Genomic DNA, 15,777 nt, shown 5'->3' with positions numbered 1-15,777 from the left:
TGCCCAGAGCATACCCGGACACCCCTCGCACCCAAGCGAAACCGCGCGTCATTCCTCGAGAATTTCTTTCAACCGCGCCTGTTCCTCGGCATCAAGCCCTTTTTCCGCCGTCTTCGGCGCGCTCTGGCGTCGGCGCAGGTAAAGCGCCGCCGTGCCAAGCGCGAGGAGGAGCATCACCGGCCCCGCAAGGTAGAGCACAAGGTTCGTTCCCCCTGCGCGCGGCTTGAGAAGGACATACTCGCCATAGCGCGAAACGATGAAATCCACCGCCTCCTCATCCGTATCCCCGGCGACAAGCCGTTCCCGCACCAAAAGCCGTAGGTCACGCGCCAGTTCGGCATTGGAATCGTCGATGCTCTCGTTGCGGCAGACAAGACAACGCAGGTCTTTCGACAGATCCCGCGCCCGTTCCTCGAGCACCGGATCATCAAGGATTTCGTCAGGCTGCAGCGCCCAAACCGGCGCCGCGATCAGGGCAAGGATGACCAGAAGACGTTTCATTCTGCAGGCACTCCCGCACTCGGCACCGATTTGCGCGCCCCTGCGGCGACGCGATAGCGCCGGTCGCTGAGGCTGAAGACACCGCCAATCGCCATCATCAAACACCCTAGCCAGATCCAGTTGGTCAGCGGCTTAATGTAAATCCGCATGGCCCAACCGCCATCATTCTGCGGATCGCCGATCACCACATAGACATCACGCAGGAACCGGTAGTCGATCGAGGCCTCTGTGGTCGGCATCGACTGTACCGGATAGGCGCGTTTCTCAGGATGTAGCGTCGCGACGAAATCGCCATCGCGGCGCACGGTCACGTCGCCCATGGTCGAGATATAGTTTGGCCCCTGCACGCGCTCGACGCTGTTGAGCGTGAACTCATAGGCGCCCACTGTCCATGGCTCGCCCGTCTGCACAACGCGGATATCTTCCTGCTCCCACGCCATCAGACCGGCAATCCCGACCATCGTCACGCCAAGCCCGGCATGGGCCACCGCCTTGCCCCAGTCCGCGCGCGGCAGGCGTTTGAGACGACCAAGACGCTGACCGAACGCGCCGCGCCCGGTGCGGCTAAAGATATCGACCATCGCACCGACAACGATCCACGTCCCAAGGAAGACCCCGACCGGACCAAGAAGCGACTTTTCGCTCTGCACCGACCACGCGAGCCCGGCCAATGCAAACGCCAGCAAGAGCGCCGGCAGGAGCGGACGTGCCGCGCGCAGCACATTGGCCCGCTTCCAAGGCAGCATCGCACCCACCGGCAGAAGCACCCCGAGCAAGACCATGAACGGCGTGAACGCCATATTGAAGAACGGCGCCCCAACCGAGAGCTTGCGGGTAAAGAATATCTCCGACACCAGCGGCCAGATCGTGCCGATAAACACAACGAAACAGGCCACCGCGAGAAGAATGTTGTTCATCACGAGAACGCTTTCGCGACTCACGATGCTAAAGACGCCCTTGGCCTCCATGGCGCTTGCCCGCGCGGCGAAAAGCATAAGCGCCCCGCCCATGAAGATCGCAAGAATCGCAAGGATAAACACCCCGCGTTCCGGGTCATTGGCAAAGGCATGCACGGAGGTGATGACGCCCGAGCGCACGATGAACGTCCCAATGAGGGAGAAGCCAAAGGCCAGAATAGCAAGCAGAATGGTCCAGCTTTTCAACGCCTCGCGCTTCTCGACCACGATGGCCGAATGCAAGAGCGCCGCCGCAAGAAGCCACGGCATGAACGAGGCATTCTCGACCGGATCCCAGAACCAGAACCCGCCCCAGCCAAGCTCGTAATAGGCCCACCAAGACCCAAGCGCGATACCAATGGTGAGGAACACCCATGCTGCCAACGTCCAAGGCCGCACCCACCGCGCCCATGCCGCATCGACACGGCCCTCGATCAAGGCAGCCACAGCAAAGCTGAACGCCATCGAAAGGCCCACATACCCGAGATAGAGAAACGGCGGATGGAAGGCGAGACCGGGGTCTTGCAAAAGCGGGTTGAGCCCGTTGCCATCAAACGGCGGCACGCCTTCGCGAAGGAACGGGTTCGAGGTAAATAGGATAAAGGCGTAGAAGGCCACCGACACAAGCGACTGCACCGCAAGCGCCCGCGCCCGCAGGCTTGGCGGCAAGTTGTTTCCAAACCACGCCAGCGTCGCCCCGAACAGCGTCAGAATCAACACCCAAAGGAGCATCGACCCCTCGTGGTTGCCCCAGACGCCCGAAATCTTATAGAGCATCGGCTTCATCGAATGCGAGTTGTTCGCCACCAGCGTCACCGAGAAATCAGAGACCACGAAGGCATAGGTCAACGCGCAAAACGAGAAGGCGGTGAGAAGGAACTGAATGCCCGCCGCCGGTTCAGCAACCGCCATCCAGGCGGGCCAGCGTTTATGAGCACCAATGAGCGGAACCACCGCCTGCACCACGGCGGTGAGGGCGGCGAGTATAAGGGCGAAGTGGCCGAGTTCTACTATCATGCCCTGCGTTATAAGTCGCACGCGTCCGGCGGCCAATGCATTTCGCGATGTGAATGCGATCACATTGTCGCGGGGGCGGCGCTTTATCGCAGCTCGCCCGCATCAGGCGGCGCGGCTTTGCGCGCCTCTGCCCGCCACGCCCCGAGCGCCGGGTTTTGCACATCCACAACGCTGTCCTCGCCGCCCTCCCGCAGCGTATCAATCGCGCCCTTGACTTGCGGCACACGCATCAAGGTTTCCGCGATAGAGCGTTGAAATTCCTGCCCTTTCGCTTGATGCCGCGCACCGAAATAGAAGCTCACGATGACACCGAGAAGCCACCACAGAGGCTCCGGCACAAGCGCCAGCCCCGCCATGCGCGCCGAGAACCAAACCGGGTCGATCATCGCAACGATGACAAGGCCAATACAGCCAAGCGCCATGACCGGGCGCGGCAGGCGATTGAGCCCATCCATGATCCGGTCGAACACGCCGCGCCGTGCGGCGCGAAACTCCGCCCCCTGCGCCGCCAGCGCCGCAAGCTGCACCTCCTTGGCCCGCGCCGCGCCGGCTTCGGCGTTCTCGCGGAACACCTCGACCGTCTCGCGCACCGCGTTGCGCCCGTCGCCGAAGATCATTGTGAAAATCCGCGCGATTAGCCCCATGCCGCCACCCTTTCCTGAAACGCCGCTTCGCTTAGGCGATACCGCGGCGCCATGAAGGCTTCGGCCCGCGTGATCCATCCGCCCTTGCCGCCATCCCGGCGGCGCGCGTATTTGCGGCTCGCCGGGCGGCGGTCAGCCAAGGCGAAATAGTAATTGCGTCGCGCGATGGCATAGGCATCACCAAGATGATCCGGCGCGGCCCTGTCGGCCTCCGCCGCGGCCTGCACCGTCTCGCCCCCGATCACCCCATCAACCGTCACCGACCAACCCATCTCGCAAAGGAGCCTTTGCAGAATACGCACCGCCTGCCCGCCCGCGTTGACATACATGTCAAAAACCGACGCACGAAGGCTCTCTGGCAGGCCCTCTATGCCGGGACGGCGATAGTAGTGTTCAAGGAAAATCTCGACCGCCTGCGCCTCGCTCACGCGCCGCACGTCCTGCGCATCCACATCGCCATCCCCGTCGAGATCGAGCCCCAAACGACGCATCGTGTGCACTGTCACGCCATGTTTCGTCGCCCCGCCCGGATCGTCCGGGTCATTCACATAGCCCCCTTCGCGCGCCACGATCTCGCGCGCAATCGCTGCCACATCCTGCATGATCGACCTCTATGCGTTGCCTGCAAGATTGACCCTGCCGCGCCCGGGTTAACCGCGCCTCACCCCATCGCACGGCCCAAACGCAAACGGCCCGCAGCAGCTGCCACGGGCCGTCCTGTTACACTGGTGCTCGGGATTAGGAACCGGGTTCCTGATAGACCCCCTGCTCCTTGAGCGCATCCACCACTTCCTTGGGCATATAGGTCTCGTCATGCTTGGCGAGGATTTCCTCGGCCTCAAACACGCCATTGATATACCGCCCGGTGCCGATCATGCCTTGGTTTTCGTCAAACAGGTCCGGCAACACGCCGGTGAACACGACCGGGATCGACGCCCCGCCATCCGTCACCACGAAATGGATCGTCTCGCCTTGCCCGCGCTTGAGAGAACCTTCCTCGACAAGCCCGCCAATCCGGAAAACCTCGTTCGGCGGCGGCGGCGCATCGGCCACCTCGCTGGGGCTGCGGAAGAAGTTGATCCCGTCCTTGAAGGCAAACCCGATCAACCCCGTCGACACCGCGAGCGCCACGAAGGCCAGCACGATGATCTGGATGCGCCGTCTCTTCTTGAGGTTCTTCATTCTCTCATTCTCCGTATCAGGGGAACACCGGCGCGAGCATAAGCCCCGCGGTCTCCTCTTCCCCAAGCATCAGGTTGGCGTTCTGAATCGCCTGCCCGCTGGACCCCTTGGTCAGGTTGTCGAGCACCGCCACAACGATGGTGCGGCCCTCAATCCGGTCGCCCACAACGCCGATATGGCAGAAGTTGGACGCCCGCACATGTTTCACATTCGGCGTCTCGCCAAGCGGCAAGACCTCGATGAACGGCTCCGCCTCATAGACCCGCGCAAGCGTCGCGTGAACCGTCTCGGCATCCCCGTGCACATAGGCCGTCGCAAGAATCCCCCGGTTCGCCGGAAGAAGATGCGGCGTGAACTGAATCCGCACCTCGCGCCCTGCGACCGCGCTGAACTCCTGATCGAACTCGCCAAGGTGACGGTGCTTCCCGCCTACGGCATAGGCGTTGTAGCCTTCGCTCAACTCGGCATGCAGCAGGTTTTCCTTCAACGACCGACCTGCACCAGAGACTGCGCATTTCAGGTCGAGAATGATATGATTAAAGTCAATCACACCCTCGGCAATAAGCGGGCGCAGCACGAACTGCCCTGTCGCCGCGTTACAGCCGGTTCCGGCGACAAGCCGCGCCGATTTGATCTCATCGCGGTAGAACTCGGTCAGGCCATAGACCGCTTCTTTTTGCAACTCGACCGCATCATGTTCTCCGCCATACCACTTGGCGTATTCTTCCGGGTCGCGGAGACGGAAATCCGCCGAGAGATCGACCACTTTGACGGCCTCTGGCAGCGCCTTGATGACCTTCTGGCTCGTCGCATGCGGCAAGGCACAGAAACACAGGTCCACTCCGCCAAAGTCGATTTCGTCGATTTTACAAAGCGTTGGAAGCTCAAGATGACGTAGATGCGGGAACACTTCGGCCATCTCCATCCCGGCCTTACGATCCGCCGAAAGCGCGACGATCTCCATGCTGGGATGGGTTGCAATAAGGCGGACAAGCTCGGCTCCGGTATAGCCGCTGGCCCCGAGGATGGCGATTTTATGGGTCATGTCTGGACCTCTTTCATCTGTGGGTTTCGCGCCCTTCCGGGGCGCGCCGTCCCAAACTTTGAGACGGTTATAATCATTCTAATTCAGGAATGCGAGAGACGCGCGGATCACGCTTTTTCGAACGTGATCTTTCGTCGCAGGAACTGCGTCGCGCGGCTCGAGACTTTCGCCGGATCGCCCGTCGTCAGGAAAAGCGACTCCTCCCCCGCGCCGATCATCTTCGGATGCCGCGCAAGGTAGTCGGCAAGCGACTCTGCGACGAGGTTTGCCTGACTATAAACCGCAACGTCTGCGCCAAGCGCGTTTTGAAACGCCTCATGCATGAGCGGGTAGTGCGTGCAGCCAAGGATTGCTGCTTCCGGGTTTGGCATCTTGCGCTTGAGCGCGTCGACATGGCTATTCACAAGCGCCTCGGCGAGGATCATGTCGCCCTCCTCGATGGCATCCACCACCCCGCCACAGGCCTGCGCCTCAACATCGACACCGATGGCGCGGAAGGCCAATTCGCGCTGAAACGCACGGCTCGCCACGGTCGCGGGCGTCGCGAAAAGCGCCACGTGCTTGACGGCAACCTCGCGCGGTGGAGAGTTATCGCCCCAGCTCCGCTCGGTCAGCGCTTCAATCAAAGGCACGAAAACCCCCAAGACCCGCTTATCCGTCGGGATCCAGCTTTCCTGCATCCGTCTGAGGGCCGCCGCACTTGCGGTGTTACAGGCAAGGATCACGAGATCACAGCCCGCCGCCCACATCCGCTCCACCGCGGCGGTGGTGAGGTTGTAGACATCATCCGCATCCCGCACCCCGTAAGGCGCATGTGCGTTGTCTCCGAAATACACGAAGGGCACATCCGGCAACCGCTTGGTCACCGCGTCCAGAACCGTCAGCCCACCAAGGCCACTATCAAAAATGCCGACTGCCATGATCTCTCGCCACTACCCTCGGGGCCTGTCTCAGGCCTTGTATTTCTCTTCAAATTCAAACCCGTATCCCTCAAGCGGAATGGGTTCTGGAGACAGAGCATAGGTCTGCATCCTGAGGAAGTCCATCAGCGCCTTGGTATCCTTGCTACGTGCATCAAGCGCGGCGCGGTCAATCGGCTCTCCGATCACCACGCGCACCGGCGTATCGACCCGTTTTTTGAACTCCCGAATGAGGAATCCCATCCGAAGCGTGACATGCAAATGGCTGGCAAGTTGGAACAGGCGGCTTGTCGTGCCATCAAAGAAGACCGGCACCACCGTCGCCTTGGATTTCGCCACCATCCGCGCCGTAAACCCACGCCAGCCCGGATCGAGCGGCAAGCCAAAAGGCGTCTGCGCCGTCGACACCGTGCCGCCCGGAAAAATCCCGATCGCACCGCCCTGCGCTAGGTAGTCGAGCGCCGTCTTGCGAGTTTGCAGGTTGAGCTTCACCGCCTCTTTCGTCTCGTCAAACGAGACCGGCAGGATGATCCGGTTGAGATCTTCAGCCTTGCGAAACACCTGATGCGCGAGAATGCGGAAATCGCCCCGCGTCTCCGACAGAATATGGCCAAGCATCAACCCATCGAGAATCCCATAAGGATGGTTAGCAATGAGGATCAACGGACCCTCGCGCGGGATATTATCGAGCGAGCCGCCCACCACCTCGAGCTTGAGCCCGTAGCGTTCGGTCATCACCTCCCAGAAATCGCGCCCCTGCGCGACCTCGTGCTCATAGCCCTTGGCCCGCTTGATAAGCCCGATCCGCCCGGTCGCGTTCTCTAGGACACGGATCATCGCCCGCCCGCCCTTGGTCGCGGCGGAATGGGCATAGCTGATTTCTCTGGCAACGTCTTTCTGGTGCGCCATGGCTGTGTCTTTCCGGCTTCTCACGCGTCACATAATCCCGTTCCGCGCCTCTGGAAAGACCTTATGACACTGCCGTGACAGCCAGATGACCCGGCGGCAACACTCTGCCGCCGGGATCTCTTCGTCCCGCGCTTATTCCGCTGCCTCAGGAAGCGCCTCGCCGCTCTTCAGAACCGCAAGGATTTCCTCCCGGCGCTTAGCGGCCTTCTCGGCGTTCTCCGCCTTGACCGGACCAAAGCCCCGGATCGAGAGCGGCAACTCGGCAAGCGCGATGGCAGCATCCGACGCCTTGTCACCATGCTCAGCCAGAAGCGCCTTCATATCGGCCTCATACTGCTTGATGAGCGCGCGCTCCATCTTGCGTTCTTCGGTGCGGCCAAAGGGATCAAGCGGCGTACCGCGCAGCCCTTTGAGCTTGGCAAGGATTTTGAACCCGCGAAGCATGCCCGGACCAAAGGTCTTTTTCTCTGGCCGGCCGTTCGCCCCCATCTTCGACAGGATCGGCGGCGCAAGGTGGAACTTCATCTTAAAGTCCCCCTCGAACACCTCTTCCGCCTTCGCCCGGCTCTCAAGATGCAGGCGCGCGACCTCGTATTCGTCCTTATAGGCCAGAAGCTTGTGATACCCCTTCGCCACCGCCTCCTTGAGGCGTTCGTCTTGGATTCCCTCGACCATCTTGCGATACCGCTTGGCAAGGCCCTTGCCCTGATACTTCACCAGGTGGTCGGCCCGAAACGCGATCTTCTCCTCAAGAGACTTCGGCAAGGACACCACGTTCGGCGTGACCATTTTGCCCGCCTCTTCCGGGTAAAGCACGGCCCAACGCCCGATCTCGAAGGCGCGCAGGTTCTTCTCGACCGCCGCACCATTAAGCTCGATCGCCGATTTGAGTGCTTCATGGCTGACCGGGACAAGCCCCTTCTGCCACGCCGCGCCAAAGATGATCATGTTGGAAAAGATCGAATCCCCAAGCACGATCCGCGCAAGCTCCGACGCATCAAACATCGAAAGCCCCTCCTTGAGCCGCGCCTCAAGCGCCACCTCAAGCCGGTCGGTCGGCAGTTTGAACTCTGTGTCGCGGGTAAAATCGCCGGTGATGATCTCGTGGCTGTTCACAACAGCCCCCGTGCGCCCCGTCGATGTAAGGCCAAGCGTCTTCGCCCCGGCGCTCACCACAAGGTCGCCCCCGATCAGCGTATCGCATTCGCCCGTGGCAACGCGGATCGCGCTAATGTCTTCCGGCGTCTCAGCAAGGCGGCAATGGATATGCACCGCACCGCCCTTCTGCGCGAGGCCCGCCATCTCCATCATGCCTGCGGCCTTGCCGTCGATCTGTGCCGCCTGTGCAAGCACCGCGCCGATGGTGACAACACCCGTGCCGCCGACGCCGGTAATCACGACGTTATGCGTGCCTTCGATCGTCTTGATCTCAGGGCCGACCATCTCCGGCAGGTCCAATTCCGCCGTCGCCTCCTTGCGGATCTTCGCCCCTTCCACGGTAAGGAAGCTCGGGCAGAACCCATTCAGACAAGAGAAGTCCTTGTTACAGGAGGATTGGTTGATCGCCCGTTTGCGGCCAAGCTCGGTCTGCACCGGCTCGATAGAGATACAGTTCGACTGCACCCCGCAATCGCCACAGCCCTCGCAGACATCGGTGTTGATGAACACCCGCTGATCCGGGTCCGGGAAAAGCCCGCGCTTGCGGCGGCGGCGCTTCTCTGCGGCGCAGGTCTGGATGTAAAGAATGACCGATACACCTTTGTGATCCCTAAATTTTTCCTCAACCGAGAGCAGTTCTTTGCGCTCATGAAAGTCTAGCCCGGTCGGGAAACCGGCACGGTCGACCTCTTCCTTCTCGTCATAAACCACGGCCACATGCTCAACCCCCATCGCCTTCACTTCGGCGGCGATCTGCTGGGGCGAAAGATCGCCCTCGTTGGCCTGCCCACCGGTCATCGCGACGGCATCGTTATAGAGAATCTTGTAGGTGATGTTGGTCCCCGCCGCGAGCGCAGCGCGGATCGCCTGAATGCCAGAGTGGTTGTAGGTGCCATCGCCGAGGTTCTGGAACACATGCGCGCGTTTGGAGAACGGCGCTTCCCCGATCCAGTTCGCCCCTTCGCCGCCCATATGGGTAAAGCCCACGGTATCGCGATCCATCCACTGCACCATATAGTGACAGCCAATACCCGCATAGGCCCGGCTCCCATCCGGAAGCTTGGTGGAGCTGTTATGCGGACAGCCCGAGCAGAAATACGGGATACGCGCAGCGATTTCCTCGGCATTGTCGGCGCGTTTCGCTTCGGCGATCTGCGCCAGCCCCGCCTTGACGGCTTCGGTTCCACGGCCCTCTTCAATGAGGATTTCGCCAAGCTTCTCGGCAATCATGATCGGATCAAGCGCCGCCTTGGTCTGGAACAGTTCCGGCCCATGCATCGAGCCCGCACCACCGCCCTTGTGCCAGCCATAGACCCGGCGGCCCCGACGGTCGTCAAAGATCGCTTCCTTGACCTGCACCTCAATGAGCTTGCGCTTTTCCTCCACCACAACGATCAGGTCGAGCCCCTCGGCCCAATCATGGAACCCCTTCATATCCAAGGGGAATGTCTGACCGACTTTGTAGGTCGTGATGCCAAGACGCTCGGCCTCTGCCTCGTCGATCCCGAGAAGCGAGAGCGCATGCACAAGGTCGAGCCAGTTCTTGCCCGCCGCCACGAACCCGATCTTCGCGCCGGGCTTGCCCCACATGCGCTTGTCCATCTTGTTGGCATGGCTAAAGGCTTCGGCGGCAAAACGTTTATAGTCGATCATCCGCGCTTCCTGCGCGTGCGGCGTGTCGGTCAGGCGGATATTGAGACCGCCTTCCGGCATCTCGAACTCCGGCGTCACGAAACTCAAACGGTTCGGATCGCCATTGACAACCGCCGTCGCCTCGATCGTGTCCTTCATCGTCTTGAGCCCGACCCAGACGCCGGCAAATCGCGACAACGCGATACCGTACAGACCGTAATCGAGGATTTCCTGCACCCCAGCGGGCGATACAACCGGCATATAGGCATCGACCATGGCCCATTCGGATTGATGCAACACGGTCGAGCTTTCGCCCGTGTGGTCATCGCCCATTGCCATCAGCACACCGCCATGCGCCGAAGTGCCCGCCATATTGGCGTGGCGCATCACGTCACCGGTGCGGTCCACCCCCGGCCCCTTGCCATACCAAAGGCCGAAAACGCCATCGAACTTGCCTTCACCGCGCAGCTCGGCCTGCTGGCTACCCCAAAGCGCCGTTGCCGCAAGGTCTTCGTTGAGACCCGCCTGAAAGGTGATGTCATTTTCCGTCAGATGCTTTTCGGCGCGCATCATTTGGCTGTCCACTGCACCAAGCGGCGAGCCGCGATACCCGGTCACAAGCCCCGCCGTATCAAGCCCCGAGGCCCGGTCGCGCGCCTTTTGCATCAACATCAGACGCACAAGCGCCTGTGTCCCGTTGAGCAGAACATTCTGCTTCTCCAGATCGAATCGATCAGCGAGACTGACTTTCTGGATACTCATCACGCACCTCCCCTCGGCGGATTTTTTCTAGATCAAATATATCGCAATATTAGGTCACTATTTTTGACCTAACAAGCGATTTTTGCCAAAAGGTCGCACCATCGTGTCGACACGGTGTTTCGTTTATCAAAGCTTTCCCATAGACAGGGATTACCTTGAGAAAGTTGCGGACATGGATTGGGACAAGCTCAGAATATTTCACGCGGTTGCAGATGCTGGCAGCCTCACCCACGCGGGTGACACGCTGCATTTGTCGCAATCAGCGGTCTCCCGCCAGATTCGCGCGCTCGAGGAATCGCTCAACACGACCCTGTTTCACCGCCACGCCCGCGGGTTGATTCTCACCGAACAGGGCGAACTTCTGTTTGATGCCACATCGGCAATGATCAAACGCCTCGACGCCGCCGCCGCCCGCATCCGCGATAGCGAAGAAGAAGTGTTCGGCGAATTGCGCGTCACGACAACGATCGGTTTCGGCACCCTCTGGCTCGCCCCGCGCCTGCCCAAGCTTTACGAGAAATACCCTGACCTCAACATCGACCTGATGCTCGAGGAAAAGGTGCTCGACCTGCCCATGCGCGAGGCCGATGTCGCCATCCGCATGAAGGAACCGTCCCAGGCCGACCTGATCCGCAAGCGCCTGATGAACGTGCATATGCGCCTTTACGCGTCGCCCGAATACCTCGATCAGAACGGCCGCCCGGAAACGCTCGACGATCTGTCGTCGCACCGCCTCATTAGCCAGAACGTCACCTCCGCGCAGGTCGGTGCCGGTGCCAATCTCGTGCAGCAGATCATGAGCTATGACGTGCCTTCGGTGCTTTACGTCAACAACTACTACGGCGTCCTGCAAGCCGTGCGCCACAATCTCGGTATTGGTGTCCTGCCCGACTATCTGACGCAGGATTTCCCGAATCTCGAGCGGGTCTTGCCAGACCTTGAATCCGGCGATATCCCCGTTTTTCTCGCCTATCCGGAAGAGTTGCGGCAATCTAAACGCATCGCGGCCTTCCGCGATTTCGTGCAGGAAGAGATTATTTCACACCGCAAGCAACTGAGAGATCAGGGAAATTCCTGAGACATGCACATATAGCATAGCGGCTATGTTGCACCTGCGGCATTCTTTCCCTTGATCGATTCAAAACTGATGCCTAATTCATCTCTCGAAGACGGTGATTGCTGAAAAGCGCATCATCTTCAACCTCCCTGTTGGACTTCGGCCGAGCTTGATGCTCGGCCTTTTTTTTGGACTTGTGGCCCCCGGCATGACACAAGACAGAGAGTTATTTCCTCTCATGTGTTTGCCGAATATGCCTTTCCTTTTTGCCGTTCTGATCTGCGCCCTCTCCGGCGCAGTGACCGCTGCCGCCCTGCCGGGCTATGACTTGCCCTTTCTTGGCTGGGTTGGCTTTGTTCCCTACTTCACCCTCCTGCTGACCCAGCCCGACCGTCAGGTGCCGCTCCTGTCGATCGCCTTCTTCCTTGTCTTCTCGCTCGGCGCCCATAGCTGGTATCCGGCGATCTTCGGCCCCGCCCTCGGCTGGAGCCTCGTTTTCGCAGTGGCAGGTTGGTATGGGCTGAAAATTCGCCTTGGCCTCTGGCTCACCCGGCGCATGCCGGGCGCGCTCCGCCTTCTCGCCCTGCCCTTGGTCTGGAGCGCGGTGGAGTTCGTGAATTTCATCGCGCCTTATGTGCGCGATTGGTGGTTCGTCTCGCCCTCTGCCACACAATGGCGGTTTCCCCCGGCGCTGCAAATCCTCTCGGTGACCGGGTTTCCGGGCCTGACCCTTATGGTGCTTGTGGCCAACCTTTCCCTTGCCGCGCTCCTGATCCGCGCCCTACGCCTCACGCCACGCACGGGCCTTGAAATCGCGCCCCGCGCCGCAATTGCCGCTCTGGCCGTGATCGGCACGCTTCTCCTTGCCGGAGCCGCCCTTATGCCGCGCACGGGCACACCCGTGACCATCGCCGCCGTGACTGACATGACCCTGCAACGCGCCGACATGCCCTTGGCAGGCGACCTTGGCCAGATCGCCGCCGACCCCGCCCTCTCCCGCAAGGTGCTGGACGAGAATATCCGCCTGACAGAAACCCTGCCCGCGGGCATGGACCTGATCGTCTGGCCGGAAAACAAATTCGCCTACGATGACAACAAAGAGACCCGCGCCGCGCTCTCCGCGCTTGCCAAGGCCCAAAGCGCCTATCTCTCCGCGAACCTCCTGCATCACCGGCCGGCGGGCAAAGAAAACACCAACACCCTTTTTGCCCCCTCTGGCGAGCAAGCCCTACAACGCGCCAAGATCAATCTCTTCCCGGCGGAAATCGCCGCCGGATATGCGCGCGGGCCTGAATCCTTCGCTCATATAGAAACGCCCTTTGGCCGCCTTTCCGGCGCGATCTGTTGGGACACGCACCGCCTCTGGATCCTACGCGCCCTCGCCCGCAAAGGCGCAGACGTCATCGCGCTGCCGATGGACAATGACTTCGACGCCGACCCGATCTTTCCCTATCATCACGCCGCCGATGTCGTCTTTCGTGCCGTCGAGAACCGCCTGACGATCGGCGTCGGCTCGGTCAACGGCATAAGCCTCGTCGTATCACCCGCTGGCAAAATCGTCGCAGAAAGCCCCGTCAACACCGCCGGCGCCATCCACGGACAGAGCTTCCGACACTCAGGCCAAAGCCTCTATACCCGCCTCGGTGACTGGTTCGGATGGGCGCTCGTCCTTGCCGCCGCGCTTCTCGCGCTCTTCGGCTGGCGGCGTGGGCGCACGACCTGAGAGAAATGCGAGGGGCCAGAGACCGAAAGCCCCCTTTTCCACAGCGCCGCAATGCCCTAAAGAAGCGCCAGACACGCGCCGCCGGAGAGAGAGTCCCCATGCAAGAGCCCGCCATCACCCCCGACCTGATCGAAAGCCACGGTCTGAAGCCCGACGAATACGACCTGATCCTCGAGATCATCGGACGCGAACCGAGTTTCACCGAGCTTGGCATCTTCTCGGCCATGTGGAACGAACACTGCTCTTACAAATCCTCCAAGAAATGGCTGCGCACCCTGCCGACCGATGGCCCGCAGGTGATCTGCGGCCCCGGCGAAAACGCGGGCATTGTGGATATCGGCGATGGCGACGCCGTGGTCTTCAAGATGGAAAGCCACAACCACCCCTCCTACATCGAGCCCTATCAGGGCGCGGCCACAGGGGTCGGCGGTATCCTGCGTGATGTGTTCACCATGGGCGCCCGCCCCATCGCGGCGATGAACTCCCTTTCCTTTGGCGAGCCGTCCCACCCCAAGACCCGCCAGCTCGTCAATGGCGTCGTCGAAGGCGTCGGCGGCTACGGCAACTGTTTCGGCGTGCCGACCGTGGGCGGCGAAGTGCGCTTCCATCCGGCTTATAATGGCAACTGCCTCGTCAATGCCTTCGCAGCAGGCCTCGCCAAAAGCGATGCGATCTTCTATTCGGCGGCCTCCGGTATCGGCATGCCCGTCGTCTATCTTGGCGCAAAAACCGGCCGTGACGGCGTCGGCGGCGCAACCATGGCAAGCGCCGAATTCGACGACACCATCGAAGAAAAACGCCCCACCGTTCAGGTCGGTGACCCCTTCACCGAGAAACGCCTGATGGAAGCGACGTTGGAACTCATGCAGACCGGCGCCGTGATCTCGATCCAGGACATGGGCGCGGCGGGTCTGACCTGCTCGGCCGTGGAAATGGGCGACAAGGGCAAGCTCGGCGTCAAGCTGAACCTCGAAGACGTGCCGCAGCGCGAAGACAATATGACCGCCTACGAGATGATGCTCTCCGAGAGCCAGGAACGTATGCTCATGGTCCTGCGCCCCGAGAAAGAGGCCGAGGCACGCGCCGTGTTCGAGAAATGGGACCTCGATTTCGCCATCGTCGGCGAGACCATTGCCGAGGATCGCTTCCTCATCCTGCACAATGGCGAAGTCAAAGCCGACCTGCCGCTCTCGCCCCTTTCGGGCCGTGCGCCGGAATATGATCGCCCGTGGGTCGAAACCCCGCCGGCTGAACCGCTGGCCGACGTGCCGCAGATTGATCCCATCGACGGCCTCAAGGCGCTGATCTCCTCGCCGAACTACGCGGGCAAACAATGGGTCTATGAACAATATGACACCATGGTCATGGCCGATAGCGCCCGCTTGCCGGGCCTCGGCGCCGGGATCATCCGGGTCCACGGTACCGACAAAAAGCTCGCCTTTACCTCTGACGTGACACCGCGCTACGTGCGCGCCAACCCCGTCGAAGGCGGCAAGCAGGCCGTGGCAGAAGCCTGGCGCAACCTCTGCGCCGTCGGGGCCAAGCCGCTGGCGACAACCGACAACCTCAACTTCGGCAACCCCGAAAAGCCCGAGATCATGGGCCAGTTCGTCGGCGCCATCAAAGGCATCGGCGAAGCCGTCGCCGCGCTCGACATGCCAATCGTTTCGGGCAACGTCTCGCTCTATAACGAGACCGATGGATCTGCCATCCTGCCGACGCCGACCATCGGCGCCGTGGGGCTGATCGCGGCCGACGAAGAACCGATCATCGGCGAAGTCCGCGACGGCCATGTGGCCCTTGTTATCGGCGACACGACCGGTCATCTGGGCCAATCGGCGCTTCTGGCCGAGGTGTTCAACCGCGAAGATGGCGACGCGCCGCATGTGGATCTCGCCGCAGAGAAAGCGACCGGTGAATTCATCCGCGCCAACCGCGATTTCATCAAGGCCTGCACCGATCTCTCCGACGGTGGCCTTGCGCTTGCCGCCTTCGAGATGGCCGAGGCCGCGGGCGTCGGCATCCATCTCGACAGCGACGACACCGCAACCCTCTTTGGCGAGGATCAGGCGCGCTACCTCGTGGCCTGTAACTTCGATCAGGCCGAGGCCCTGATGATCGCCGCAGGTCAGGCTGGTGTGGCGGTCCATAGCGTCGGTCGCTTTACCGGCACCGATGTTTGCATGGGCAATAGCTCCGCCTCCCTCGAAGAACTTTCGGCGCTGTTCCGCGCGGGCTTTGCCGAGGCCGTCGCCTGACCCGACCAACGCA

12 protein-coding genes are annotated in these 15,777 nt (G+C 61.3%); 3 read left to right on the top strand and 9 right to left on the bottom strand.

The genetic code is table 11. The features are described 5' to 3' along the window. Nucleotides 1–48: 48 nt before the first annotated feature. The 9 genes from R1W01_RS12380 to R1W01_RS12340 form a co-directional block, all read right to left on the bottom strand. Nucleotides 49–501 carry a cytochrome c-type biogenesis protein CcmH gene (locus R1W01_RS12380; RefSeq protein WP_297757033.1) on the bottom strand — a complete coding sequence of 151 codons (453 nt, stop codon included), beginning with the start codon at nucleotides 499–501 and terminating at the stop codon, nucleotides 49–51. After that, nucleotides 498–2,474 carry a heme lyase CcmF/NrfE family subunit gene (locus R1W01_RS12375; RefSeq protein ID WP_297757030.1) on the bottom strand — a complete coding sequence of 659 codons (1,977 nt, stop codon included), beginning with the start codon at nucleotides 2,472–2,474 and terminating at the stop codon, nucleotides 498–500. Before R1W01_RS12375 ends, R1W01_RS12380 begins: the two co-directional genes overlap by 4 nt. 83 nt (nucleotides 2,475–2,557) lie before the next feature. Then, a complete protein-coding gene (locus R1W01_RS12370; RefSeq protein ID WP_297757027.1) occupies nucleotides 2,558–3,118 on the bottom strand; it encodes a holin family protein in 561 nt (186 codons plus the stop codon). After that, nucleotides 3,109–3,720, bottom strand: coding sequence for a holin-associated N-acetylmuramidase (locus tag R1W01_RS12365; RefSeq protein WP_297757024.1), 612 nt, complete (start codon nucleotides 3,718–3,720; stop codon nucleotides 3,109–3,111). Before R1W01_RS12365 ends, R1W01_RS12370 begins: the two co-directional genes overlap by 10 nt. Nucleotides 3,721–3,856: 136 nt before the next feature. Next, nucleotides 3,857–4,300, bottom strand: a complete 444-nt coding sequence (gene ccmE / locus R1W01_RS12360; RefSeq protein ID WP_243613016.1) for a cytochrome c maturation protein CcmE — start codon at nucleotides 4,298–4,300, stop codon at nucleotides 3,857–3,859. 16 nt (nucleotides 4,301–4,316) lie between these two features. Then, complete coding sequence (gene argC, locus R1W01_RS12355; protein WP_297757021.1) at nucleotides 4,317–5,345, bottom strand: N-acetyl-gamma-glutamyl-phosphate reductase; 1,029 nt, start codon at nucleotides 5,343–5,345, stop codon at nucleotides 4,317–4,319. Nucleotides 5,346–5,452: 107 nt separating this feature from the next. After that, nucleotides 5,453–6,265 carry a glutamate racemase gene (murI, locus tag R1W01_RS12350; protein ID WP_297757018.1) on the bottom strand — a complete coding sequence of 271 codons (813 nt, stop codon included), beginning with the start codon at nucleotides 6,263–6,265 and terminating at the stop codon, nucleotides 5,453–5,455. A gap of 30 nt (nucleotides 6,266–6,295) precedes the next feature. Continuing rightward, nucleotides 6,296–7,174, bottom strand: coding sequence for a lysophospholipid acyltransferase family protein (locus R1W01_RS12345; protein WP_243613019.1), 879 nt, complete (start codon nucleotides 7,172–7,174; stop codon nucleotides 6,296–6,298). A gap of 132 nt (nucleotides 7,175–7,306) precedes the next feature. Continuing rightward, nucleotides 7,307–10,726, bottom strand: coding sequence for an indolepyruvate ferredoxin oxidoreductase family protein (locus tag R1W01_RS12340; protein ID WP_297757015.1), 3,420 nt, complete (start codon nucleotides 10,724–10,726; stop codon nucleotides 7,307–7,309). 172 nt (nucleotides 10,727–10,898) lie between these two features. Here R1W01_RS12340 and R1W01_RS12335 point away from each other — a divergent pair, with 172 nt between their 5' ends. From R1W01_RS12335 to purL, 3 genes are all read left to right on the top strand, one after another. Continuing rightward, nucleotides 10,899–11,804: a LysR family transcriptional regulator gene (locus tag R1W01_RS12335; protein ID WP_243613021.1), complete on the top strand. Its 906-nt coding sequence runs from the start codon at nucleotides 10,899–10,901 to the stop codon at nucleotides 11,802–11,804. Nucleotides 11,805–12,036: 232 nt separating this feature from the next. After that, the gene (locus R1W01_RS12330; RefSeq protein ID WP_297757012.1) at nucleotides 12,037–13,506 is read left to right on the top strand and encodes a nitrilase-related carbon-nitrogen hydrolase; all 1,470 of its coding nucleotides are present in this window, start codon (nucleotides 12,037–12,039) and stop codon (nucleotides 13,504–13,506) included. Between the two features lie 98 nt (nucleotides 13,507–13,604). Beyond that, the gene (gene purL / locus R1W01_RS12325; protein WP_243613023.1) at nucleotides 13,605–15,764 is read left to right on the top strand and encodes a phosphoribosylformylglycinamidine synthase subunit PurL; all 2,160 of its coding nucleotides are present in this window, start codon (nucleotides 13,605–13,607) and stop codon (nucleotides 15,762–15,764) included. Nucleotides 15,765–15,777: the final 13 nt, after the last annotated feature.

The organism is Shimia sp. FJ5, from assembly GCF_032918335.1.
GTDB lineage: Bacteria > Pseudomonadota > Alphaproteobacteria > Rhodobacterales > Rhodobacteraceae > Shimia > Shimia aestuarii_A.
This window is presented reverse-complemented; position numbering and strand designations above follow the sequence as displayed.

Bases quoted from the DNA above. Each gene is read 5' to 3' on its own strand.
- R1W01_RS12380 (WP_297757033.1), bottom strand. From the start codon at position 501: ATGAAACGTCTTCTGGTCATCCTTGCCCTGATCGCGGCGCCGGTTTGG.
- R1W01_RS12375 (WP_297757030.1), bottom strand. From the start codon at position 2,474: ATGATAGTAGAACTCGGCCACTTCGCCCTTATACTCGCCGCCCTCACC.
- R1W01_RS12370 (WP_297757027.1), bottom strand. From the start codon at position 3,118: ATGGGGCTAATCGCGCGGATTTTCACAATGATCTTCGGCGACGGGCGC.
- R1W01_RS12365 (WP_297757024.1), bottom strand. From the start codon at position 3,720: ATGCAGGATGTGGCAGCGATTGCGCGCGAGATCGTGGCGCGCGAAGGG.
- ccmE (WP_243613016.1), bottom strand. From the start codon at position 4,300: ATGAAGAACCTCAAGAAGAGACGGCGCATCCAGATCATCGTGCTGGCC.
- argC (WP_297757021.1), bottom strand. From the start codon at position 5,345: ATGACCCATAAAATCGCCATCCTCGGGGCCAGCGGCTATACCGGAGCC.
- murI (WP_297757018.1), bottom strand. From the start codon at position 6,265: ATGGCAGTCGGCATTTTTGATAGTGGCCTTGGTGGGCTGACGGTTCTG.
- R1W01_RS12345 (WP_243613019.1), bottom strand. From the start codon at position 7,174: ATGGCGCACCAGAAAGACGTTGCCAGAGAAATCAGCTATGCCCATTCC.
- R1W01_RS12340 (WP_297757015.1), bottom strand. From the start codon at position 10,726: ATGAGTATCCAGAAAGTCAGTCTCGCTGATCGATTCGATCTGGAGAAG.
- R1W01_RS12335 (WP_243613021.1), top strand. From the start codon at position 10,899: ATGGATTGGGACAAGCTCAGAATATTTCACGCGGTTGCAGATGCTGGC.
- R1W01_RS12330 (WP_297757012.1), top strand. From the start codon at position 12,037: ATGCCTTTCCTTTTTGCCGTTCTGATCTGCGCCCTCTCCGGCGCAGTG.
- purL (WP_243613023.1), top strand. From the start codon at position 13,605: ATGCAAGAGCCCGCCATCACCCCCGACCTGATCGAAAGCCACGGTCTG.